Origin of the sequence: Pseudomonas sp. NPDC088414 (genome assembly GCF_044753325.1) — a bacterium.
GTDB lineage: Bacteria > Pseudomonadota > Gammaproteobacteria > Pseudomonadales > Pseudomonadaceae > Aquipseudomonas.
Map to the genome: position 1 here is coordinate 114495 of NZ_JBIVMY010000010.1, position 23142 is coordinate 137636.

The window sequence follows — 23142 nt, forward strand, 5'->3', positions numbered from 1 at the left end:
TCGGTCAAATTGTGGGAGCTGGCTTGCCAGCGATGGCGGCCTACCAGCCGACCAACCTCCCACCTGAATGCACGCATTCCAACTGTGGGAGCGGCGGTGCGACGATTCGACTTGCTCGCGAAAGCGGCCTGCCAGACAACATCAAAACAACAGAGCAGACCCCGCACATAAACGCACCCCTGCAACCACGTTTAAAGTACACGAACCGTTACGCCATAACGGCTACAACGCCTTGCGCCGTTACCTACGCGTACGCCAGAATCCGCCGGCTTACACGGCTATGGGCCGGGCTATATCGTTTCCCTGTCACTGAAATCAGTGATCGGGTTTGGTAGCCCGTTTCTAAGTGTGATGGCGACACCGTGTGCAGTTCCTTTTCGGGGACTCGATTTTATGGTGGCCATGCGTGGGGCTCCTTCGGGAGCGCCGGGTTTTCCTGCTTAGACCGGTCTACCAACCCGCGTATGGCCGCCACCCTCGTTTGGTAGCGAGAGTGATGGCTCCTTACTTTTGCTAAGCAGGAGCTTCATCCATGTTCAAAGCCACACCCAACCCCCCGGACACCTCGATCCCGTACGACCCAGCCCTCGACCCGCAGAAGATAAAAGCGGCAACCGACCGCGCCATCAACTTCTACCTCAACCCCGGCGCCCTGAAGATCTCGATCCCTTCAGCCTCGTCACGCCAGTCGAACAGAATCTTCCTCATCGACCCCGAGGTGGATGAAGAAACCGTGCTCGTCGAAGCCTGTGAATCCCTGGCCGCCGCCAGTGACATGGCCCGAGATATCGGCGACACCGTCGACCACTCACAGCGCCGGGCGATGCTGATGCTGCATCAGGTAATCATGCTCAGTGAACTGATGGTCAACCGAATACTGGACGGCCGACGCATCCCGAACTAATCACGCGGTCCCCCGTGTAGGAGCTGCCGAAGGCTGCGATCTTTTGATCTTGTTTTTCAAGATCAAGATCAAGATCAAGATCAAAAGATCGCAGCCTGCGGCAGCTCCTACAGGTCATCATTCATTCAAAGTACCTCGATCGGAGTTCCAGCTGATGCCCGAAACCCCACCCAATGCCTGTCCTCGGCCACGGTCATGCTCAGCGATTTCGCCGGCACGCTAGAGGGGCCGGGTCGCATTACGGCGCTGGGCATTGCGCAGGTAGTGATGCTGGGGGAGTTGGCGGTGAATCAAGCGCTGGACAGAGTCGTGCCGAAGGATTAGGCCTCCAATGTAAAAAAAAACGCCACCCGGGGAGGGCGGCGGTTTTTTGTTCGGTTGTGGACTCAGGCTGCGCTGGTGGCGTGGCTGGTGTCCTCCGGCGAATACATCCAGCGCATCAACGAATGTCGGCCACTGATCCCCAGTTTGATCGCCGCGCGCTTGAGATAGCTTTCCACCGTGTTGACCTTCAACTGCAACTGCTCGGCCAGCTCCGGCGCGGTACGCCCGGCGAGCAGGCCGATGCACACTTCGGTTTCGCGATTGGACAGGCTCAGGCCCAGTTGCTGCAAACGCTCGTTGAAGCGTAGCCGCAGGTTTTCCAGGCCCTGTTGCGCGCCGTCAGCGCTGGACAACGGGTCTTCTGTGTTGGCCTGCTGGGGTTGCAGGGCGTGAATGTGTTTTTCCAGCATCGGCAACAGCACCGGAGAAATGTCCTGCAACAAGCTCTGCTCCTGAGCCGAGAACCGTTGCGACTGGTCGTTGCGATACACCGAAATCACGTAGCGGTAGCCGTCCTTGCGCCGGGTCAGGTGCAGTTGCGAGGCATCGGCGCTGGCCGCGTCCGGCGTATCCATCGGCTCGCTCGAGCGTGCGGCAATCTGTTCGCAGAATACCGTTTCAGCCTGCTGGGCCGAGTCTTTGCCGGGTTCCGGTAGGTGGCGATGGGCGGGGCGGCCCACCGGCTCGACGCGCATCTGGCGAATGTGTGTGGCGTCCACCGCCAGTTGCGTCTGGATCAGGTCATGCAGCATCCGCGGAAAGTGCCGGCTGCCGGTGCTCGCAATGACTTTACCGATATGGGGAAACAGGTGTGAATTCATAAACATCATCCATGAGTTGCAGGTGAAACAGTCCCATTCCTGACCTGCGTCGAGCATGTTCCCTGGTCGGCGCAAATGTCAGGATGTGGATCCTATCCTAGTACAACGTTTGAAAGACGGTTTAATGAAGGTGTTATTAGCTCATAACCCTTCGCCATCGAACTTTGCTTGCAATCGAGCTCAGGGACGCTCGATTGTCCGCTTCAAGTTGACAGTGAAAAACTTTTCAACCGATTTATCGGTTCCGGTGGTGTCAGTAATCTGTGCCCATGTTCAACGCAACCCCCACTACCTCAACCAAGAAAAGGGATTCAAACATGAGCACTGCAACCTACAACCGCCTGAACAAAGACGACGCCGTAGTCCTGCTGGTCGATCACCAGACCGGTCTGATTTCTCTGGTTCAGGACTTCTCGCCGAACGAGTTCAAGAACAACGTCCTGGCGCTGGCCGACCTGGCGAAATTCTTCAACCTGCCGACCATCCTCACCACCAGTTTCGAACAAGGCCCCAACGGCCCGCTGGTCCCGGAACTGAAAGAAATGTTCCCGGACGCGCCGTACATCGCCCGCCCAGGCCAGATCAACGCCTGGGACAACGAAGACTTCGTCAAGGCGATCAAGGCCACCGGCCGCAAACAGATCATCATCGCCGGTGTCGTGACCGACGTCTGCGTAGCGTTCCCGACCCTGTCGGCACTGGCTGAAGGCTTCGACGTATTCGTCGTCACCGACGCCTCCGGCACCTTCAACACCACCGTCCAGCAAGCCGCGTGGAGCCGCATGACCCAGGCCGGCGCACAAATGATGAACTGGTTCTCGGTCGCCTGTGAGCTGCACCGCGACTGGCGCAACGACATCGAAGGGCTGGGCAATCTGCTGTCGCAGCGGATTCCGAACTACCGGAACCTGATGAACAGTTACTCGGCGCTGACCGCGCAGCAGAAATGATTGCAGCGTTGTGAAAGTGAAAGCCTGCCCTGAAAAGCTGATGCTGTTCACTTAAGCCCGACACTGTGACTGTGGCGAGGGAGCTTGCTCCCGCTGGGTCGCGAAGCGGCCCCAAAAGAGGGACTGCTACGCAGCCCAGCGGGAGCAAGCTCCCTCGCCACGGGTTTCAATTGAACGCAAAATTTCTTAAGTGAGCAGCATCTTCCTGCAGGTAGCGTCCTTGCAGGGCCATGATTTCTGTCTTGCTCAGAACGCCTTTTCTTTTCAGGTTGACGAGCAGTTGCTCAACACCATCAAGTTCCACAACATCACCGGCCAGCCGCGTGATGGTCACCGCCATGCAACTGAGGTTGTCACGGTCGGCGGTAACCTTGTGGGCTTTGGCGAGCAGGCGAACTTCAGTCGCGCCGCTGCATTGACGCACGCTACCCGGCGCGGTGAACCGAGCGCTGGCTTCTGCAGTTTTTTGATCGGACTCAGCTGGGTATTCCGTGACGTTTGCGGCTAATCTGCGCATTCGCTGACGACAACAAGACAACAACAGGAGTCACTGATGCAACCGATCCGTCTCGGTCTGGTGGGCTACGGCAAGATTGCCCAGGATCAACATGTTCCGGCGATCAACGCCAATCCCGGATTTCGTCTGGTGGCGGTCGCCACGCAAGGTGCACCCTGTGCCGGGGTGGAGAACTTTCACTCGTTGAGCGAGTTGCTGGAAAACGGCCCCGAGGTGGATGCGATTGCGTTTTGTACGCCGCCGCAAGGTCGATTCGCCCTGGTGCAGCAGGCGCTGGCCGCCGGCAAACATGTGTTGGTGGAAAAACCACCGTGCGCCACGCTGGGCGAGGCGCTGGCCCTGATCAGTCAAGCGCAGCAACAGGGTGTCAGCGCGTTGTTCGCCTGGCATTCGCGCTACGCCCCCGGTATCGAAGCCGCCCGCGACTGGCTCGCCAGCCGCACGCTGCAAAGCGTGCGGATCGACTGGAAGGAAGACGTGCGCAAGTGGCATCCCGGTCAGACGTGGATCTGGCAACCCGGTGGTCTGGGCGTTTTCGATCCGGGCATCAATGCCTTGTCGATTGTCACCTATTTGCTGACGCAGCCACTGTTTGTGAAGTCCGCCGAACTGCGCGTACCGGACAACTGCCAGTCGCCGATTGCCGCGTCGATCAAGATGTCCGACGCGAACCGACTCGACGTGCAGGCCGAGTTCGATTTCGACCACGGTCACGACGAACTCTGGAGCATCGAGATGCGCTGCGCCGAAGGGGTGCTGCGTCTGGACAACGGCGGGGCGCTGCTGAGCATCGACGGCGTGCGCCAGGCGGTGTCGGAAGAGGGCGAGTATACGGCGGTGTATCGACACTTCCGGCAACTGATTGGTGATCGGGCCAGCGACGTCGATCTGCAGCCGCTGCGGCTGGTGGCTGACAGTTTCTTTATCGGCAGCCGGGTCGCAGTCGAGCCGTTTTATGACCCGGCACGCTGATCAGTGGAAGCGGGAGAGCGGTTGCGTGATGACCGCGAACCTGAGCGTCAGGCCTAAGCTAATGCAAAAAGGGTATTTGTTCGTGGTTTTTAAGATCGTTTAGTTTTGTCTCACGACGAATCAAACGCATCAAACCGATAGACCCCCGATTGCCATGACGGCACACGCTGAATCGATCAAAGGCTCTTCAGGTTTGGTTCACACGGGAGTGAATCATGCCGCATACCCTCGATATCACCACGTTGCCGACGCTCGACCTTTCGTTGTTCGAAGGCACCGCGCAACAGCGTTATGAATTTCTTGAAAACCTGCGTCACGCCGCGCGTGACGTCGGCTTTTTCTATCTCACCGGCCACGGCATCGACAGCCACCTGCTCAAGCAAGTGCAGGATCACGCCCGGCAGTTCTTCGCCTTGTCCGAGCACGAAAAGACTGCCGTCGGCATGATCAATTCGCCGCATTTTCGCGGATACAACCGTGCCGCTTCCGAGATCACCCGTGGTCAACCCGACTGGCGTGAGCAATTCGATCTCGGCGCCGAGCGCGAAGCGTTGCCGCTGGACGCGGACAGCCCGTTGTGGGCTCGGTTGCAGGGACTCAACCAATGGCCGGCGGCGCTGCCAGAACTGAAACCGCTGCTGCTCGAATGGCAACAGGCGATGACGCGTATGGCGTTGCGTCTGCTGCGTGCCTTTGCCCAGGCGCTGTCGCTGCGGGCGGACGCGTTCGATCAGTTGTACGGCGACAAGCCCAACGAACACATCAAGTTGATGCGCTACCCAGGCCAGGTCGCCAGCGCGAGCCAGCAGGGCGTCGGCGCGCACAAGGATTCCGGGTTCTTGAGCTTTCTGCTGCAAGACCAGCAGGCCGGGTTGCAAGTGGAGGTCGAGGAGGGGCGCTGGATCGATGCGCTGCCGCGTGAAAACACCTTGGTGGTGAACATTGGCGAGCTACTGGAGCTGGCTACCAACGGCTATCTGCGCGCCACGGTGCATCGGGTGGTGTCGCCGCCCGCCGGCAGCGAGCGCTTGTCCATCGCCTTCTTCCTCGGCGCGCAACTCGATGCCGTGGTGCCGCTGTATCCGTTGCCCACCGCGCTGCTGCGCGAAGCGCGTGGCCCGGCGAGTGATCCGCTCAATCCGTTGTTTCGCGATGTCGGCTGGAACTACCTCAAGGGCCGGTTGCGTTCGCACCCTGACGTCGCCCGGCGCTTCTATGCCGACGCGCTGATGCCCGCTGCACCGGCTCGTAAAACCGCCAACGCCTGATTCATCACTCGCTCAAGGACTCCGCTCATGTTGAAGAAAGCAGGTTTGACCCTGGCCGTGCTCGGCGCGCTGGTGACTTCGTTCGGCGCGCAGGCACTGGAGCCGTTGCGCGTGGCTGCCGACCCGGTGCCCCACGCGCAGATTCTCGCGTACATCCAGACAATCGATCCGCAACTCAAGCTCAAGGTCATCGAGATTCCCAACGGCGTGAACTCCAACGAGCTGTTGGTGCATGGCGATGTCGATGCCAATTACTTCCAGCATCTGCCGTATCTGAAATCCCAGGAACAAGCGCTGGGGCAGAAACTCGCGGTGGCCGCCACGGTGCATATCGAGCCGTTGGGCATCTATTCGCGCCGGCACAAAAGCTTCGCCGATGTGCCGGAAAAAGGCACTGTGGCGGTGCCCAACAACGTCACCAACCTGAGCCGTGCGCTGTACCTGTTGCAGGACAACGGGCTGATCAAACTCAAGCCAGGCTTCAAGGATCCGGCGGCCGATCAGGCCACGCCCAAGGACATTGCCGAGAACCCGAAACAGCTGAAGATCCTCGAAATCGAATCGCCGCAAATTCCTCGGGCGCTGGACGACGTCGACCTTGCGGTGATCAACGGCAACTACGCGCTGGAAGCCGGACTGGTGCCGGCCCAGGATGCGCTGGGGCTGGAAAAGGCCGAGCACAATCCGTACGCCAACATTCTGGTGACCACGCCGACACTGCAGAACGATCCGCGCATCGCACAACTGGCCAAGGACCTGACCTCGCCGCAAGTGGCGAAATACATCACTGATAACTTCAAGGGTTCGGTGATTCCGGTGGAGGATGCCAAGCCATGATCGTCGTCGAGCAGTTGAGCAAGACCTACCCGGCGGCGCCTGCACCGGCGCTGGATCAGGTGTCGCTGAGTATTCCCGACGGCGCGATCTACGGCATCCTCGGGCGGAGCGGGGCAGGCAAGTCGACCCTGTTGCGCTGTCTCAATCTGCTCGAACGCCCGGACAGCGGGCAAATTCTCATCGACGGCGTGGACCTGCTGACCCTGTCTCCCAGCGACCTGCGTCGCCAGCGGCAGCGCATCGGCATGATTTTCCAGGGCTTCAATCTGCTGCATTCGCGCACCGTGTTCGACAACATCGCCGTGCCGCTGGAAATCGCCAACGTCGGCAAACCGTGGCGCCATGTGCGGGTGCGCGAACTGCTGGAACTGGTCGGCTTGACGGACAAGGCGCAAGCCTTTCCCTCACAGTTGTCCGGTGGGCAAAAACAGCGGGTGGGGATTGCCCGCGCCCTGGCAGCGGAGCCGGCGTATCTGCTGTCGGACGAAGCCACCAGTGCGCTGGACCCGGAAACCACCGCGTCGATTCTTGACCTGCTGCGCGACATCAACCGGCAATTGGGCGTGACCATCGTGCTGATCACCCATGAGCTGGAGGTGGTCAAGTCGATCTGCGATCACGCGGCGTACATGGCTGGTGGGCGCCTGGTCGAGTTCGGCCCGGTGCCGCGTTTGCTCGCCGATGCGCAATCGAGTCTCGGCACTTCGTTACGTCCAACCTGCGGCCTGCCGCTGGGCCACGACATCCCCGGGCTCAGCTTCCTCAAGCAATACGGCGTGCGGGCGGCCCAGTCATGAACCGCACGATCAATTGGGATGAAATCCTGCAACTGCTGTTCAACGCCACCGGCGAAACCCTGTACATGGTCTTGCTCGCGGGGCTGTTCACGCTGCTGATCGGTTTGCCGCTCGGGGTGTTGCTGTTCGTCAGTCGCCGTGACGGACTGTGGCCGCTGCCACGGCTCAATGCCGCGCTGGGTTCGCTGGTCAATCTGGGGCGTTCGCTGCCGTTTGTGGTGATGCTGATTGCGCTGATTCCGCTGACGCGTCTGCTGGTTGGTACGACCCTGGGCAGCACCGCTGCGGTGGTGCCGATCACCATCGGCGCGTTTCCGTTTTTCGCGCGGATCGCCGAGAACGCCCTGGATGAAGTCGACAAGGGCCGGATCGAAGCGATCCTCGCCATGGGCGGCGATATCCGTCATGTGATTTTCAAAGTGCTGCTGCCCGAAGCGCTGCCCGCGTTGCTGGCGGGGATCACTCTGACGCTGGTGATGCTGATCGGTTTTTCTTCCATGGCCGGGGTGATTGGCGGTGGCGGCCTCGGTGATCTGGCGATCCGTTATGGCTATCAGCGTTTCAACAATGAAGTGATGGTCGCCACCGTGGTGGTGCTGGTCATTCTGGTGCAGGGCGTGCAGAGCCTGGGCGACCGGCTGGTGCGTTCGCTGGCCCATCGACGTTAAGGAATTTTATGAGTGTGGTCGTGGCCCGCGCACCGCTGATTCAGGTGCGTGAACTGAGCAAGACCTTCGGCTCGAACCGCGCACTGGATCGCGTCAGCCTGCAGATTCATCCCGCCGAAGTGGTGGCGTTGCTCGGTGCCAACGGTGCCGGCAAATCGACGCTGGTGAAGATTCTGGCCGGCAGCCAGCGCGCCGATGGCGGCGAGATTTACATCGACGGCCAGCCCCGCCAATTCAGCTCGCCGCTGTCGGCCCGTCGGGTCGGGATTGTCGCGGTGCATCAGCAGATCAACGAGGGCATCGCCCCCGGTTTGAGCGTGGCGGAAAACCTGCTGCTCGATGAGTTGTGCAAGCCCGACGCGGACTTCTGGCTCAATCGCAAACGTCTGCTCGAGCGCGCCGCGAGTATCGCCGCCGGGTTGGGGCTGGTGTTGCCGCTGGAACAAACCATTGAACAGCTGGGCCTGGCCGAACGGCAGTTGGTGGTGCTGGCGCGGGCCTTCGCCTTGCAGCCGCGTCTGCTGATTCTCGATGAGCCGACCGCAGCCTTGTCGGAGGCCGAGGCGCAACGGCTGTTCGGGCTGATCGACAACCTGCGCAGCCGTGGCGTGGCAATTCTGTACATTTCCCATCGCTTGTCCGATCTGCAACGGGTGGCGGACCGCGCCATTGTCCTGCGCGATGGGCGACTGGCCGGAGAGTTCAGTTCGCGGCAGTTGCCGGAAGCGGTGCACGCCATGCTCGGGCAGGCGCTGGAAGGGCATGTCTACACGCCCGGCACCCTGGGGCAAAAAGTATTGGGTGCGCGAGGTCTACAGATTTTGCCGCACTCCAGGCGCTTCGATTTCAACCTGCACCAAGGCGAAGTAGTGGTGCTGACCGGGCTGCTCGGCGCTGGCAAAAGCGAGATCGCCGAAGTGCTGTTCGGCTTGCGCAAAGCCGTGGCCGGCAGCCTGCAACTGGATGGCGTGGACTGGCTGCCGGGTTCGCCAAGGGCAGCGATTCGCAGCGGTGTGTTTCTCGCAGCGGAGGATCGCGCCAGTCAATCGTTGGTGCCGGATTTCTCCCTGCGCCGCACCCTGACCTTACCGTTTCTACAGCGTTTCACCCGTGCCGGTTTCATTCGCAACCGCGCCGAAGCCGCAGCGGTCGAGGCGCAAGTCGCGGCACTGGGAATCAAGGCCGCCGGCATCGAGGTGCCGATGAGCACGCTGTCCGGCGGCAATCAACAGAAGGTCGTGCTTGGCCGCTGGCTGCTCGGAGAAGGGCGGGTGTTGATCCTCGACGAGCCGTTTCAGGGCGTCGACGTGCGCGCCCGCCGCGAGATCGGCCAGTTGTTGCGCGACAGTGCCGGCGGCCGCGCGACCCTGGTGATCTGCGCCGATGTCGATGAAGCCCTGGAAATCGCCGACCGCATTCTGTTGGTGCGTGATCACGCGGTAATCGCCGAATACCCGCGCGCCGGCCTTGAACGCGCGACCCTGGTCGCCGCGCTGGCCGGCAGCGACGCTAGCGAAAATCCCTTTCACGCCACGCCAAGGAGCAGAGCGAGTGCCTGATTCGAGTTCATTGTTGTCGTCCGCTACGGCACCCGCCGAGCGCCTGCTGCAAGCGCTGATCCGCTACGGCCTGTTGTGGCTGCTGGCGCTGATCGTGGTGTTTTTCAGTGTCGCGGAGCCGGCGTTTTTGCGCATCGGCAATCTGTTCAGCATCTTGCAGTCGGTGTCGATTGTTGCGCTGTTGGCCCTCGGTGTGACCCTGACCATGGCCGTCGGCGGGCTTGATCTGTCGATCGGTGCGGTGGCAGCGATGAGCCTGATGATCGCCAGTTACGTGATGGTGGTGCTCGGCTGGGGCGCGGTGCCGGCGGTGCTGATCAGTCTGGCCGGTGGCGCACTGGTCGGGCTGCTCAATGGCTGGCTGATCGTCAAGCTGCGGGTGCCGGACATTCTCGCGACGCTGGGCAGCATGTTTCTGGTGATCGGTGTGCAACTGATTCCCACGGGTGGGCGCTCGATTGCGGTGGGCATGACCTTGCCCAGCGGCGTGGAAACCGAAGGCACGTTCAGTGCGGCGTTTCTCGCCCTCGGCCGCGGGCGCTTGTGGGACGTGGTGCCGGTTCCGGTGTTGATCACTGCGCTGGTGGCGCTGACGGTGTGGCTGTTTCTCGAGCGCACGCGCATCGGCCGATTGTTTTATGCGATTGGCGGCAACGAGCAGGCGGCGCGATTGGCTGGTGCGCCGGTGCAGCGCTTGAAGTTGCTCGCTTACGTGCTGTCGGCATTGCTTGCTTCGCTCGGCGGGTTGCTGTTGGCGGCGCGCCTGGGCCGGGGGGATGTCAGCTCCGGCAACGGTCTGGTGCTGGACGCCCTCGGCGCGGCGCTGATCGGTTTTGCCGTGCTCGGCGCGAAGAAGCCCAATGCGTTCGGCACGTTGGTCGGCGCACTGTTGGTGGCGTCGCTGCTCAATGGCCTGACCATGCTCAACGCGCCGTATTACGCGCAGGATTTCGTCAAGGGACTGGTGCTGGTGCTGGCCCTGATGTTCACCTTCGGCCTCGCGCATCGGGCGCGCTGAGCCGGTTTATTTGTCGCTGCAAGGAAGATCTATGCACGGTTCAATCAAGCAGTTCGCACGCCATTGCCTCGCCGGCGCGGTGCTCTCGGCATTGGCTTTGAGTGCTCAGGCCAAGGCATTGCCAGGTGCTCCGGCGCCGTTCGATAAAGGTCAGGTGCAGATCGCGCTGGTCGGTTATCTGTTTTCCGGGGACTTTCCCGAGGCGTATCTGCGCGGCGTGGAGAAACAGACCGAGGCGCTGGGGGCCAATCTGCGGGTGTTCGATGCGCGGCAGCAGGCGGCGAGTCAGGGCGAGATGATCGATCAGGCGATCGACCTCGGCGTCGACGGGATCATCGTGCAACTGGGCCTGGCGGAAACCCTCAAGGGACCGATTGACCGGGCGATCGCCAAAGGCATCAAGGTGGTGGCGTTCGACGTTGATCTGAACAGTCCGCAGGTGACTCAGGTCGAACAGGATCACCATGCACTGGCGCGACTGGCGCTGGATCAGGCGGTGAAGGACAACGGCACGCGGTTCGATGCCGGTTACGTGTACATCAGCGGCTTCACGCCGATGGAGCGCCGCGACGAGATCTGGAGTCAGGTGAAAAAGGCCAATCCGGGCATCATCGAAAAGGCGCGCTTCGGCACGCTCAACCCGCCGATAGCCAACTCGGTGGCGGATCAGGCCAGCGCGGTGTTGCGGGCCAATCCGGATATCAGCGTGATCTTCGCGCCGTTCGACGAGTTCGCCAAAGGCGCGAAGATCGCCGTCGAAGAGGCGGGGCTAGGGCGCAAGGTAAAGATCTACAGCGCCGACATCTCCACCGCCGACATCCAGATCATGAAAGAACCTGACAGCGCCTGGGCGGCGACCGCCGCGGTCAATCCGCAAGTGGCGGGGGCGATCAGCGTGCGCAGTCTGGCGATGTTGATTGCCGGCGAAAATCCGGGACATCAGGTGTTGGTGCCACCGACCCTGATCACCCGTCAGCAGTTGCTCGATCTGGACGTGAAAAACGTTCGCGACCTGGCGCAGAAACTCCCGGCGTTCGGCGATACCGCCAATGTGGCGCGGGCTGAGTGGATTCCTGTGGCGAACTGAATGCAGCCGTTATCACCAGGTGATGCGCTGTATGCGCGCCAGGCATCCTGACGCGCTTGGGAGTGAATATGCACAACAAAGCCATGCGCTTGCGCAACAGCCGCGCACCCAAGGCTGACCCGGCGTTCGGTCAACGTTTGCCGCCGGGGCAGGTGTTGACGGAGCGCTTCCCGATCCTCCACGAAGGCACGGTGCCGGAGTATGAATTGGCAAGCTGGTCACTGCGCCTGTTCGGCAAGATCGGGCGTGGCGTCGAGTTGAGTTTTGCCGACCTGCAGGGTTTGCCGCAACGCCAGTTGCAATGTGACATTCATTGCGTGACACGCTGGTCGAAGTTCGACACGCAGTGGAGTGGGGTGCATCTGCAGGATCTGCTGGGCGAATTCGGGATCCAGCCCGCTTCACGTTTTGTCATGGCCCACGCCGATCACGATTACCAGACCAACCTGTTGCTGGACGACCTGCTGCACCCGGACAGCCTGCTCGCCACCCATTACGCCGGCCAACCCTTGACCGCCCAGCACGGCTGGCCGCTGCGACTGGTGGTCGCCGGGCGCTACTTCTGGAAGAGCGCCAAATGGCTGCGCGGTCTGGAGTTTGTCGACGAAGAACAACCCGGTTTCTGGGAACGCAACGGCTTTCACCTGCACGCCGATCCGTTTGCGGAGCAACGCTTCAGTGCACAGGCCCTGGACATTGCCGAGGATGCCTGGCTGGAAAAGGAATTCGACTAAGGTTTTTGCACTTGTTTGCAGTCAAGGTATCGGGTGACTGATTGATCGCCTTCGCGAGCAGGCTCGCTCCCACATTGGAACTGTGGTGGATGATAAGTCTGCGTTCACCCCGCTCAACCTGTAGGAGTGAGCCTGCTCGCGATGGGGCCAGGACATTCAACTTCTTCAGTGGCTGATACACCGCTATCGCGAGCAGGCTCACTCCTACAAAAGATCTTTGGCTGATCTTGAATTAGTGGGTGTTAGTTAGGGTTTAAGTGTTTGTCCAGCAACACTTGTGTTGGACTAAATACATTTAATCAGCCTGATCTAACCTAAGTGTTATTGGTTCTTTTACGGCAGGCCTTCGGCCCGTCTAGCATCGGTGTTCAAGGGGAAACAACTAACTTTGGGGATCCTGCGCTTCACTGACTAATCACGCTAAAAAGCCTTCACCACCTTCCTGCTTTCTAAAACTACAGCAGACATTGCCGTGCATTGATTGCCGACCCCTTATTGTCGGCAACGGCCGGGTATTAGCTGCGATAAAGGAGCTGTCACATGTATCAGCGTTCCCGTTCATTACTGGCCATCGCGGTGGTCGGTGCGATCTGGCAACTTCCGGCGCAAGCCGAAGACACTTCCACCCGCGTTGACGATGACACTCGGCTGGGTACCGTGCTGGTCACCGGCACTCGGGGCACTGCGCGTACGGTGCTGGATTCTCCGGTGCCGGTGGACGTGTTGACCGCCGCCGATCTCAAGTCCACCGGCGCGGCTGACGGTGAACTGGGCCAGGCGCTGCAGACGTTGCTGCCATCGTTCAGTATGCCGCGTCAGTCCAACTCCGGTGGCGCCGACCACGTGCGCGCCGCACAGCTGCGCGGCATGAGCCCGGATCAGGTGCTGGTGCTGGTCAACGGCAAGCGTCGTCACACTTCAGCGGTAGTCAACGACTCGTCGAAAATCGGGCGCGGCACGGCACCAGTGGACTTCAACTCGATCCCCATCAGCGCGATCAAACGCATCGAAGTGCTGCGCGACGGTGCCGGGGCGCAGTACGGTTCCGATGCGATTGCCGGGGTGATCAACATCATCCTCGACGACGCCCCTGAGGGCGGTGAAGTGTCCACCAGTTACGGCGCGTTCCACACTCATCAGGACGCCATCGGCAGAACCACCACCGACGGCCAGAACAGCGTGACCACTGCCAAGATCGGCACGCGCCTGGGCGAAGAGGGCGGGTTCATTCGCGGCGGCACTGAGTACAAAAATCGCAACCCGACCAACCGCGCCGGTTTCGATGGCTTTGCCGATACCCCGGATCAGCGCAACTACGTGATGGGCGACGGCCTGGCGCGGGACGTCAACCTTTGGTTCAACAGCGAGCTGCCGCTGGCCGGCGGCAAGGCCTACAGCTTCGGCACCTACAACCAGCGCCACACCACGGGTGCCGAATTCTATCGCTATCCCTACGAGCAGCCGCAGTTCTACCCCAACGGCTACCTGCCGCAGTCGCTGGGCGACAACAAGGACGTCTCCGCCACCGCCGGCTTCAAGGGCATGATCGGCGAAGACTGGGACTTCGACAGCAGCGTCACCCATGGCCGCAACCGTTTCGACGGCTCCACCCGCCGCACGCTCAACGTCAGCCTCGGCGCGGACTCACCCACGAAGTTCGACACCGGCGATTACGAGCTGCGCCAGACCACCACCAACCTCGATTTCAGCCGCGAATTGCGTTTGGGCGGACGCTCGTTCGTGCTGGCGCTGGGCGGTGAATACCGTTACGAAAACTACCTGACCTACGCCGGCGACGAGGCCTCCTACATCGGCTCCGGCGCTGACGGCGCCAACGGCTTGCGCCCCAGCGAAGAGTCGGACCTGGACCGCAACGTGTTTGCCACCTACGCGGAAATTTCGGGCGATCTGACTGACCGATTTTTCGTCGACGCCGCCACCCGCTGGGAACATTACGACGATGCCGGCAGCAAACTCACGGGCAAGCTCAGTGGTCGCTACAAACTGACCGAGCAGTGGGCGCTGCGCGGTGCGGTTTCGAACAACTTCCGAGCACCGTCGCTGGCGCAGAGCGGTTTCCAGAACACCACCAGCAACTTCGGTGAAGGCGGCACGCTCACCGACATTCGCGTGCTCTCGGTCAACGACCCGATTGCCCGTGCGCTGGGGGCCGAGAAACTCGATCCGGAGACCTCGAAGAACTTCAGTCTCGGTCTGACCTTCCAGCTCAACGAACGCTTTGATGCTTCGCTCGATGTGTTCCGCATCGACGTCAAGGACCGCATCACCCTGTCGCAGCGCATCGGCAGCGACGCCATGGAGCAATACATCAACGACAACTTCGGCGTGGCCGGGGTGCATGACGTCAACTTCTTCACCAACGCCGCCGACACCAGCACCCACGGTGCCGAACTGGTGCTCAACTACCATCAGCCACTGTATGAAGGGACGTTGGGCCTGACCACCGCGTACACCTACAACCACACCAAAGTCACCAGCACCAAAGGCACGCCGTCGCAACTGACGGCGCTGGGTATCGGCAACGACGCACTGGTCGGCGTTGAAGAAACCAACACCCTGACCGACGCCGCGCCCAAGGATCGTTTCGTGTTTTCCGCCAACTGGGCCAGCGAACACTGGGGCCTGCTCGGGCGTCTGACCCGTCAGGGCGAGACCACCCGGGTGTTCGATTTCGGTGACTCGCAACCAGAGCAGACCTACGGCGCGGTGTGGCAACTGGACGCCGAGGTGACCTACAAATTCACCCCGAAATTCAGCGTCGCCCTGGGCGGCAACAACCTCACCGACAACTACCCGGAACGCTCCGGCTCGGCGATCAACTACGGCGGCAATTTGCCGTATGACGTGCTGTCGCCGATCGGCACCAACGGCGCGTACTACTACGCCAGCGCCACCTACGGCTTCTGAGCCGGGCCGCCACGGATGGCGGACCTTCTGCGAGATTCTGCATGAGTCATTCGAGCGGCCCCAAGCGCCATCTGCCGGTGTTGCAGGCATTGCTGATCACGCTGGGCATGGTGATCACCACCGACATCCTCAAGACCGCGCCGACCGTGGCGCTGAACGTCGGGCCGGAATATTTCTATTGGGTCTGGGTGCTCGGCGGCCTGGCGTCGATGGCCGGGGCGTTGTGCTTTGCCGAAATGGCCACGGCATTTCCACATCCGGGCGGCGACTATCACTTTCTGCGCACGGCCTATGGCGAACGCATGGGGTTCCTGTTCGCCTGGTCGCGTTTTTCGGTGATGCACACCGGGTGGATCGCCTTGTCGGCGTTCATGTTTGCCGATTATGTCAATGCCGTGCTGCCGCTCGGTCGGTACGGATCGGGGCTGTTTGCCGGCGGGGTGATCGCCGCGCTGGTGTTGCTCAATCTCACCGGCAAGCACATCGGTTTCATTACCCAGACCTTGTTGGTCGGCTTGTTGGCGCTGGGCTTTCTGAGCATCGCCAGCGCCGGGGTGTGGCTGGTGTGGCAGGGGGTTGAAGCAGCACCAGCGAGCGTTTCGGTTGCGCCGGAAAACACCGGTATGGCCGGGTTTTCGGCGGCGATGATTTTTGTGTTTCTGGCGTTCGGCGGCTGGAGTGATGCGGCCACATTGTCGGCGGAAGTGCGCGATGGACGACGCGGAATTTTTATCGCCATGCTCGGCGCGCTGACGCTGCTGATGGCGATCTATCTGGCACTGAACTGGGCGTTTGTGCGCGGTCTGGGTTTCGCCGGGCTGGCGGCAAGCAACGCACCGGCAGTGGAATTGTTGAACCGTGCATTCGGCGCACCGGGTGTACTGCTGATTCTGCTGATGGTCGGCATCGCGGCCATCGCCAGCATCAACTCGACCTTGCTGGTCGGCGCCCGAACTACCTACGCCGCCGCCCGCGATGTGCCGCAGTTGCGCCGCTTCGGCGAGTGGCACGAGGACGATGGCGTGCCGCGCAAGGCGTTGCTGGCCGAGGGCGCGGTGGCGTTGTTGCTGGTGTTGTTCGGCAGTTTTACCCAGAGCGGATTCAACACCATGGTCGAGTACCTGACCCCGGTGTACTGGTTGTTTCTGAGTTTCAGCAGCCTGGCGCTGATCATTCTGCGGCGGCGTTTTCCCGATGTGCCGAGGCCGGTCCGGGTGCCGTTGTATCCGCTGGTGCCGCTGCTGTTTTTTGGCCTGTGCCTGTACATGCTCTATTCGAGCGTGACGGTAGTGGGCTGGGGCGCGTTTCTGGGGATTGGCGTGTTGCTGGTGGGCGCGCTGCTGTTGGCGGGATTGAGCCGCGTGGCGTCGACGCCTCGGCAAGCTCTGGGGCAGATCAGCGATTAAAACGAAACGTCGGCCGGTTGCGAAAGGCGCAGTACCGACAGGTCTCCGGTAATGCGTTTGTACGCCAGTCGAATCGCCTCGATGTTGGTGGCGTTCTGCGGATTGTTCTCGTGCAGGATCACAATCACCTTGGTGCTCAGCCGCTCCGGCTCCTTCGCCCCATGATCACGCCACTGCCCATAGGCATCGAACACGGTGAAACCGTCGGGAAACCGCGACGTCACTTCCTTGTCGAGAAACTCGCGCCAGCGCGCCGGACTGACCGCGCCTTCCTTGCCATCCACCGTGCCCACCGAGAAGTACAGCTCGGTGCGAATCCACTGCGCCTGCGCCGGGCGCGAGGCGTCGCCTTGCAGGGTCGAACTGGCGGGATCATGGGTGTGAACGGCGGCAGGCGGCGGGCTGGCACAACCGGCGATAGCGACGAATAGCGCTGCCAGTAACAGGCGTCTTTGCATGGAGCATCCTTTTTTATGAGTTGAGTACAAGGGGGCGATTATAGAGGGCGAGGTTAATAGCGATAAAAGATTAAAAAATGGTTTTGTGGTTGATTAGTGGAATAAGGAACGAACCAAGCCAGGATGCCAAACGTACCGCCGCGAAAGCGCCGGTTCAGTCAATAAAGATGCTGGATGCACCAACACCATCGCTGGCAAGCCAGCTCCCACAGGTTTTTGCGGAGTACACAGATCCGCTGATCGACACCATTCACTGTGGGAGCGGGCTTGCCCGCGATAGCGGTGTATCAGTCGCTGGAGATTTTGCCTGTGCCGGCGCTTTCGCGAGCAAGCTCGCTCCCACAGTTTCTCTCGGTGCTTTCCAGCAGCGACGGCATATTAACGCGTCGCTCAACGCCCCTCATGCTGCTTGCGATAAGCCCCCGGTTGCACCCCCACCGACTTGGCGAACGCCCGAGTAAACGCGGCGATCGACTGATAGCCCACCGCCGCGCACACCTGTTCCACCGTGTGATTGGCCTGCAGCAACTGGCAGGCATGCCGAATGCGCAACGCCAGCAATACCTGCCCCGGCGATTGCCCGGCCAGTTCGTTGAAGCGTTTGAAAAACGCCGAGCGCGACAGGCCGATACTCGCCGCCATGCTCTCCAGCGACCACGGCAATTGCGGCTGTTCGATCAACTGATCCAGCAACGGCGCGAACTGCGGATTGCGCGCCAAAGCCACGAGGCCGCCGAGGTATTGGTTGTCGGCCATCTGTTGGCGCAACACGTACAGGAACAGCAGATGACTCAAGCGTTCGAGCAGCGCAGAGGAGGGCGCCGGCAGGCGTTCGCACTCTTGCAGAATCAACTCGAACAAGGCTCGCGCGGCACTCGACGACGGATCGCCGGCACGCAGTATGATCCAGTCCGGCAAGCCTTCGATGATCAGCGATGACAATCCCGACTTGAAATGAAAGAACCCGCAGACCAGCCCGACGCCATCCTGTGCCTGACTGTCGAGCGCGGTCATGGCCATGCGCGGCAGCGTCTGGGCGATGCTCGCCTCATCGGCGCTGGAGAGGCGGTAGTTCAGATCCCGCAGCAGAAACACCGCATCTCCGGCGTTCAATGCAATCGACTGTTCCTGCCCGTCAATGTGCAGCCAGCAGCGGCCCTGCACGATCAAGTGAAAACTGGCGCGCGCCAGTCCATGCGTACTCGCGTGCCATCCACCGCAGTAGCGGCCGACATGAAACAGGCTGGCATCGAGTTCGAGGCTTTCTAATAACCAATCAACCAGGGGGCTGGACGAAATCATCTAATGGAAACACTCAGGAGCAAGTAATCGCTACTTTAGAATATGGATCGAAATTTTTATAACCAACAGACTGGCCGGACACTCAACAGCAGGAGTCCACTCCATGTCGCGCGTCACTCTTCACACCGTGCAAAGCGCTCCCGAAGCCGCCAGACCGTTTCTGGAAAATGCGCAGAAAAACTCCGGATTCATTCCGAACCTGCTGGCCGTGCTGGCCAATGCCCCGGCCGCGCTGGAAACCTACGTTACGGTATCGGCGCTCAATGGCAAGTCCGAACTCAGCCTTGCCGAGCGCGAAGTGGTGCAACTGATTGCGGCCACCCACCATGGTTGCGATTTCTGTGTCGCAGGTCATACCGCCGTGGCGCTGAATAAGGCCAAACTGCCGCCGGAAGTGGTCAGTGCGCTGCGTGAGAAAGCCACCGTGCCCGTGGAAAAACTGGAAACCCTGGCCGCGTTTGCCCGCGAAGTGATTGCCTCCCGGGGCAAGGTCAGCGACCAGACCTTCAACCAGTTCAAGGCTGCCGGCTACACCGAAGGCAATGCGCTGGAAGTGATCCTCGGCATCAGCCTGGCGACCCTGTGCAACTTCGCCAACGTGTTCGCCGACACGCCGCTCAATCCCGAGCTGGCGCCGTATCGCGCGTAATCGGCCAACGCTTCAGGCCGCATCGTCTATGGTTGATGCGGCTGCGTACAAGGAGAGAAACGACATGCTCAATCCGGCATTGATGCAATGGCTGGAACACAACGCCCAAGCCCTGGATGCGGGCGACGGCGATCCGCAACAGGTGCTGACGCAACTGGCGCAGGGCGGGGTGCTACGGGTCGGCATCAGCCCGGCGCTGGGCGGCAGCGGTGGCCACGTCAGTGATGCCGTGGAAACCCTGGCCGCTGTCGCCAGCCATTCACTGGCGGCGGCGTTTGTGTTCTGGGGCCAACGGGCCTTTATCGAATACCTGCTGCACAGCCCCAACGCGGCGCTGAGGGAAAAACTGCTGCCGGTGCTGCTCAGCGGAGAGCTGGCCGGCGCCACCGGTTTGTCCAACGCGATGAAATACCTGTCGGGCATCGAGGCACTGCAAGTGCGTGCAGCCGACACCGCAGACGGCTGGACCCTGAACGGGCGCCTGCACTGGGTGACCAATCTGCGTAAAAGCGGTTTCGTGGTGGCGGCGGCAATCGAGCACGAGGAGGGCGGTTCCCCGTTCGTGCTGGCGATCGCCGATGACGCTGCCGGCGTAAAACGTTCCGCCGATCTGCAACTGATGGGCCTGCAATCGAGCAACACGGCTGCGATCGATTTCGAGCAAGTTGCGGTCGGACGCGAATGGCTGCTGCATGACGACGCGCGCAAGTTTCTGCCAGCGGTGCGCCCGGCGTTTCTCGGCTTGCAATGCGGCATGGCGATCGGTCTGGCGCGACGGGCGCTGGCCGAGGTCGAGGGGCATCTGCAGGACGGTCGTTCGATCCTGCTGGAACCTTTGCAGCAGCAGCGCGAGCAACTGGCGCACACCGTCGGCGAACTCAAGCAAGGCCTGCACGACGGGCGCTTCCTGACCCAGCCGGGCGCGTTGTTCCAGATCCGCATCGCGCTGGCCGAATCCGCCGCCAATGCCGTGCAACTGGAATTGCAATCGAGCGGCGGCAAGGCCTATCTGACCGAGCACGGCAGCGGTTTCGCCCGGCGCTGGCGTGAGTCAGCGTTCGTGCCGATTGTCACCCCGAGCCTGGTGCAATTGCGCGCTGAATTGCAGCGGCAGAAACGGGAAGCGACGGCATGACGGCGCCGGTGCTGGAGGCGCAGGGCATCAGCCTCGGCTACCCGCGAGAGCAGGGCTGGCACACCGTGCTAGAGCACTTCGACCTGCAATTGCAACCCGGCGAAGTGGTGACGATTCTCGGCCCCAGCGGTGTCGGCAAATCCAGTCTGCTGCGAGTGCTGGCCGGTTTGCAGACGCCGCAACAGGGGCGAGTGAGTCTGCTCGGCGAACCGCTGACCGGCGCGCATCCACGGGTGGCGGTGGCGTTTCAGGACCCGAGCCTGTTGCCGTGGCTGACTTTGGAAAAGAACGTCGCCTTCGGTCTCGACTTCGCCCGCCAGCCGCATCTCACGGCCGAGCAGCGCAGGGCGCGGATCGACCACGCGATTGCTGCGGTCGGCCTCGAACACGCGCGGTTGCAGCACCCGGCGCAGTTGTCCGGCGGCATGGCCCAGCGCACCGCGTTGGCCCGTTGTCTGGCGCGGCAGCCGCAGGTGCTGTTGCTCGATGAACCGTTCGGCGCGCTGGATGAAATCACCCGCGCCGACATGCAGCAGCTGCTCCTGCAATTGATCGCCGAGCACCACACCGCAGCCGTGCTGATCACCCACGACATCGACGAAGCCCTGCTGCTTTCGGAGCGGATTCTGCTACTGGGTAACAGCCCGGCGCAGATCCTCGGCGAGTGGCGCATCGACCTGCCTCAGCCGCGTGCCGAGCTGGTCGAGGAACTGGGCGCGCTGCGCATCGACATCCTCAAAACCCTTCGGCGGGCGAGCCGCAACCCCCTCACTCAACCTGTGCCCGCTACGTCGGAGATTGACCATGTGCCTGGACGACTTCACTCACACACGTCGTGACTTCCTCAAACTCAGCGCGCTGCTGACCGCCGGCGGCGCGTTGCCGCTGCTCAACAGCCTCAACGCGCGCGCCGCTGCTGAACCGAACGCGCCGGTGCGCATCGGTTATCTGCCGATCACCGATGCCACGCCGCTGCTGGTCGCGCATAACAATGGCCTGTTCGAAGCCGAAGGCATTCAGGCTGAGCGCCCGGTGCTGCTGCGCAGTTGGGCGCAGGTGATCGAGGCGTTCATTTCCGGGCAGGTCAACGTGATTCACCTGCTGTCGCCGATGACCGTGTGGGCGCGTTATGGCAGCAAGGTGCCGGCCAAGGTCGTGGCGTGGAACCACGTCGGCGGCTCGGGTCTGACCGTGGCGCCGGGCATCACCGAGGTCAAACAACTCGGCGGGCAATCGGTGGCGATTCCGTTCTGGTATTCGATTCATAACGTGGTGGTGCAGCAACTGTTCCGCGACCACGGACTGGTGCCGGTGAGCAAGTCGGCGAGCGCCGCGCTGGCGCCGAACGAAGTCAATCTGCTGGTGCTGCCGCCGTCGGACATGCCGCCGGCCCTGGCGAGCAAACGCATCGCCGGCTACATCGTCGCCGAGCCGTTCAACGCCCTGGCCGAGGAACTCAAGGTCGGCCGCGTGCAGCGCTTTACCGGCGACGTCTGGCGCAATCACGCCTGCTGCGTGGTGTTCATGCACGAACAGGATCTGAACAACCGTCCCGAGTGGTCGCAGAAAGTGGTGAACGCCATCGTCAAGGCGCAGGTCTGGACCCGCGACAACCGCGCCGAGGCGGCGAAACTGCTGTCCAAGGACGGCGAAAATCGCTACACCCCGCACGCGCAACCGGTGCTCGACCGGGTGCTGTCGCCGGCCACCAGCGACCGCGAGCAGTATCTGGCCAGCGGCGCGATCCAGCACAGCCATTGGGACGAGCAGCGCATCGACTTTCAGCCGTACCCGTTCCCCAGCTACACCGAGGAACTGGTCAAGCGCCTGAAGGACACCTTGATTGAAGGCGACAAGGGTTTCCTCGCCAACCTCGATCCGCAGCAAACCGCCCGGGATCTGGTAGACGATCGCTTCGTGCGTAATGCCATTGCTACAGTCGGCGGGATGAAGGCATTCGGATTACCGGAAAGCTTTGATCGCAGCGAGGAGTTCAGCCTCTGATGCGTCAGCGATCTTCTTCGACCGTTCATGGTTTGTTGGGCGTGGCGGGGCTGTTGTGCCTGTTGCTGCTGTGGTGGCTGGGCGTACACGTGTTCGGCGGCAACGACAGCCTGGCGCTGCGCTTTTCACCCGAGGCGACGCTGGCCAGCCTAGGCGAACTGCTGCTGCGCCCGGAGCTGTACGAGCATGTGCTGGTCAGCCTGAAGCGGATTGTGGTCGGCCTGCTGCTGGCATTGCTGATCGGCGTGCCGCTGGGCCTGATGATCGGCAGTTACCGGCATCTGGAAGCGGCGACCACGCCGGCGTTTCAGTTTCTGCGAATGATTTCGCCGCTGTCGTGGATGCCGGTGGTGGTGATGCTGATGGGCGTTGGCGATCAGCCGATCTACTTTCTGCTGACCTTCGCCGCCGTGTGGCCGATCCTGCTCAACACCGTGGCCGGCGTGCGCCAGCTCGACCCGCGCTGGCTGCAACTCAGTCGTAGCCTCAGCGCCACCCGCTGGGAAACCCTGCGCAAGGTGATCCTGCCCGGCGTGCTCGGCCACGTGCTGACCGGGGTGAGGCTGTCGATCGGCATTCTGTGGATTGTGCTGGTGCCGTGCGAAATGCTCGGGGTCAGCGCGGGGCTGGGCTACTTCATTCTCGATACGCGCGATCGGCTGGCGTATTCGGAACTGATGGCGATGGTGCTGCTGATCGGTGTGCTGGGCTTTGCGCTGGATGCGTTGGCGCGCTGGTTGCATCGACGCTGGGCGCCGGCCTGAGGCTCTTCGCGCCACCATCACGTTGACTGACCCACTGCCA

General features: G+C 61.7%; 22 protein-coding genes and 1 pseudogene. 19 read left to right on the forward strand and 4 right to left on the reverse strand.

The genetic code is table 11. The features are described from left to right. Positions 1–532: 532 nt before the first annotated feature. Positions 533–904, forward strand: a complete 372-nt coding sequence (locus ACIP8I_RS12080; protein WP_400761262.1) for a DUF6124 family protein — start codon at positions 533–535, stop codon at positions 902–904. A gap of 177 nt (positions 905–1081) precedes the next feature. After that, positions 1082–1228: pseudogene (locus ACIP8I_RS12085) on the forward strand (DUF6124 family protein); the annotation flags it as partial. 62 nt (positions 1229–1290) lie between these two features. Here the strand turns inward: ACIP8I_RS12085 and ACIP8I_RS12090 are convergent. Further along, a complete protein-coding gene (locus ACIP8I_RS12090; RefSeq protein WP_400761265.1) occupies positions 1291–2049 on the reverse strand; it encodes a helix-turn-helix transcriptional regulator in 759 nt (252 codons plus the stop codon). A 317-nt stretch (positions 2050–2366) separates the two neighbouring features. On the opposite strand from ACIP8I_RS12090, the gene ycaC reads away from it, so the two are divergent. Continuing rightward, positions 2367–2999, forward strand: coding sequence for an isochorismate family cysteine hydrolase YcaC (gene ycaC, locus ACIP8I_RS12095; protein ID WP_007966399.1), 633 nt, complete (start codon positions 2367–2369; stop codon positions 2997–2999). Positions 3000–3165: 166 nt separating this feature from the next. Here ycaC and ACIP8I_RS12100 read toward each other — a convergent pair whose 3' ends face one another. Continuing rightward, entirely contained in the window at positions 3166–3423 is a 258-nt protein-coding gene (locus ACIP8I_RS12100; protein ID WP_400761355.1) for a hypothetical protein, read from the reverse strand. A 129-nt stretch (positions 3424–3552) separates the two neighbouring features. Between ACIP8I_RS12100 and ACIP8I_RS12105 the strand changes: the two genes are divergently transcribed. The 11 genes from ACIP8I_RS12105 to ACIP8I_RS12155 all read left to right on the forward strand — a co-directional run bounded on the left by ACIP8I_RS12105 (position 3553) and on the right by ACIP8I_RS12155 (position 16790). Continuing rightward, complete coding sequence (locus tag ACIP8I_RS12105) at positions 3553–4488, forward strand: Gfo/Idh/MocA family protein (protein WP_400761266.1); 936 nt, start codon at positions 3553–3555, stop codon at positions 4486–4488. 215 nt (positions 4489–4703) lie between these two features. Further along, positions 4704–5756 carry an isopenicillin N synthase family dioxygenase gene (locus ACIP8I_RS12110; protein ID WP_400761268.1) on the forward strand — a complete coding sequence of 351 codons (1053 nt, stop codon included), beginning with the start codon at positions 4704–4706 and terminating at the stop codon, positions 5754–5756. 27 nt (positions 5757–5783) lie between these two features. Beyond that, positions 5784–6593 (forward strand): MetQ/NlpA family ABC transporter substrate-binding protein, encoded by an 810-nt coding sequence (locus tag ACIP8I_RS12115; RefSeq protein WP_139055991.1) that lies wholly within the window; start codon positions 5784–5786, stop codon positions 6591–6593. Continuing rightward, positions 6590–7390 carry a methionine ABC transporter ATP-binding protein gene (locus ACIP8I_RS12120; RefSeq protein ID WP_400761270.1) on the forward strand — a complete coding sequence of 267 codons (801 nt, stop codon included), beginning with the start codon at positions 6590–6592 and terminating at the stop codon, positions 7388–7390. The genes ACIP8I_RS12115 and ACIP8I_RS12120 overlap by 4 nt, the downstream gene beginning before the upstream one ends. Continuing rightward, positions 7387–8058 carry a methionine ABC transporter permease gene (locus ACIP8I_RS12125; RefSeq protein WP_400761271.1) on the forward strand — a complete coding sequence of 224 codons (672 nt, stop codon included), beginning with the start codon at positions 7387–7389 and terminating at the stop codon, positions 8056–8058. The genes ACIP8I_RS12120 and ACIP8I_RS12125 overlap by 4 nt, the downstream gene beginning before the upstream one ends. Positions 8059–8066: 8 nt before the next feature. Beyond that, positions 8067–9617 carry a sugar ABC transporter ATP-binding protein gene (locus ACIP8I_RS12130; RefSeq protein WP_400761273.1) on the forward strand — a complete coding sequence of 517 codons (1551 nt, stop codon included), beginning with the start codon at positions 8067–8069 and terminating at the stop codon, positions 9615–9617. Then, positions 9610–10635, forward strand: a complete 1026-nt coding sequence (locus ACIP8I_RS12135; RefSeq protein WP_400761276.1) for an ABC transporter permease — start codon at positions 9610–9612, stop codon at positions 10633–10635. Before ACIP8I_RS12130 ends, ACIP8I_RS12135 begins: the two co-directional genes overlap by 8 nt. Positions 10636–10666: 31 nt before the next feature. Continuing rightward, positions 10667–11722 (forward strand): substrate-binding domain-containing protein, encoded by a 1056-nt coding sequence (locus ACIP8I_RS12140; RefSeq protein WP_400761278.1) that lies wholly within the window; start codon positions 10667–10669, stop codon positions 11720–11722. A gap of 68 nt (positions 11723–11790) precedes the next feature. After that, positions 11791–12456, forward strand: coding sequence for a molybdopterin-dependent oxidoreductase (locus ACIP8I_RS12145; protein WP_258674744.1), 666 nt, complete (start codon positions 11791–11793; stop codon positions 12454–12456). 540 nt (positions 12457–12996) lie between these two features. Beyond that, positions 12997–15384 carry a TonB-dependent receptor plug domain-containing protein gene (locus ACIP8I_RS12150; protein WP_400761281.1) on the forward strand — a complete coding sequence of 796 codons (2388 nt, stop codon included), beginning with the start codon at positions 12997–12999 and terminating at the stop codon, positions 15382–15384. A gap of 41 nt (positions 15385–15425) precedes the next feature. Beyond that, positions 15426–16790, forward strand: a complete 1365-nt coding sequence (locus tag ACIP8I_RS12155; protein WP_400761284.1) for an APC family permease — start codon at positions 15426–15428, stop codon at positions 16788–16790. Here the strand turns inward: ACIP8I_RS12155 and ACIP8I_RS12160 are convergent. Then, complete coding sequence (locus tag ACIP8I_RS12160; protein WP_400761287.1) at positions 16787–17248, reverse strand: DUF3574 domain-containing protein; 462 nt, start codon at positions 17246–17248, stop codon at positions 16787–16789. The two genes, ACIP8I_RS12155 and ACIP8I_RS12160, sit on opposite strands and share 4 nt — an antisense overlap. A 390-nt stretch (positions 17249–17638) precedes the next feature. Beyond that, entirely contained in the window at positions 17639–18550 is a 912-nt protein-coding gene (locus ACIP8I_RS12165; protein ID WP_400761289.1) for a cupin domain-containing protein, read from the reverse strand. A gap of 103 nt (positions 18551–18653) precedes the next feature. Here ACIP8I_RS12165 and ACIP8I_RS12170 point away from each other — a divergent pair, with 103 nt between their 5' ends. The 5 genes from ACIP8I_RS12170 to ACIP8I_RS12190 all read left to right on the forward strand — a co-directional run bounded on the left by ACIP8I_RS12170 (position 18654) and on the right by ACIP8I_RS12190 (position 23102). After that, entirely contained in the window at positions 18654–19199 is a 546-nt protein-coding gene (locus ACIP8I_RS12170; protein ID WP_400761292.1) for a carboxymuconolactone decarboxylase family protein, read from the forward strand. 64 nt (positions 19200–19263) lie between these two features. Beyond that, positions 19264–20334, forward strand: coding sequence for an acyl-CoA dehydrogenase family protein (locus ACIP8I_RS12175; protein WP_400761294.1), 1071 nt, complete (start codon positions 19264–19266; stop codon positions 20332–20334). Continuing rightward, positions 20331–21173, forward strand: coding sequence for an ABC transporter ATP-binding protein (locus ACIP8I_RS12180; RefSeq protein WP_400761297.1), 843 nt, complete (start codon positions 20331–20333; stop codon positions 21171–21173). Before ACIP8I_RS12175 ends, ACIP8I_RS12180 begins: the two co-directional genes overlap by 4 nt. Beyond that, positions 21139–22338, forward strand: a complete 1200-nt coding sequence (locus tag ACIP8I_RS12185; RefSeq protein ID WP_400761299.1) for an ABC transporter substrate-binding protein — start codon at positions 21139–21141, stop codon at positions 22336–22338. The genes ACIP8I_RS12180 and ACIP8I_RS12185 overlap by 35 nt, the downstream gene beginning before the upstream one ends. Next, a complete protein-coding gene (locus tag ACIP8I_RS12190; RefSeq protein WP_400761301.1) occupies positions 22338–23102 on the forward strand; it encodes an ABC transporter permease in 765 nt (254 codons plus the stop codon). The genes ACIP8I_RS12185 and ACIP8I_RS12190 overlap by 1 nt, the downstream gene beginning before the upstream one ends. Positions 23103–23142: the final 40 nt, after the last annotated feature.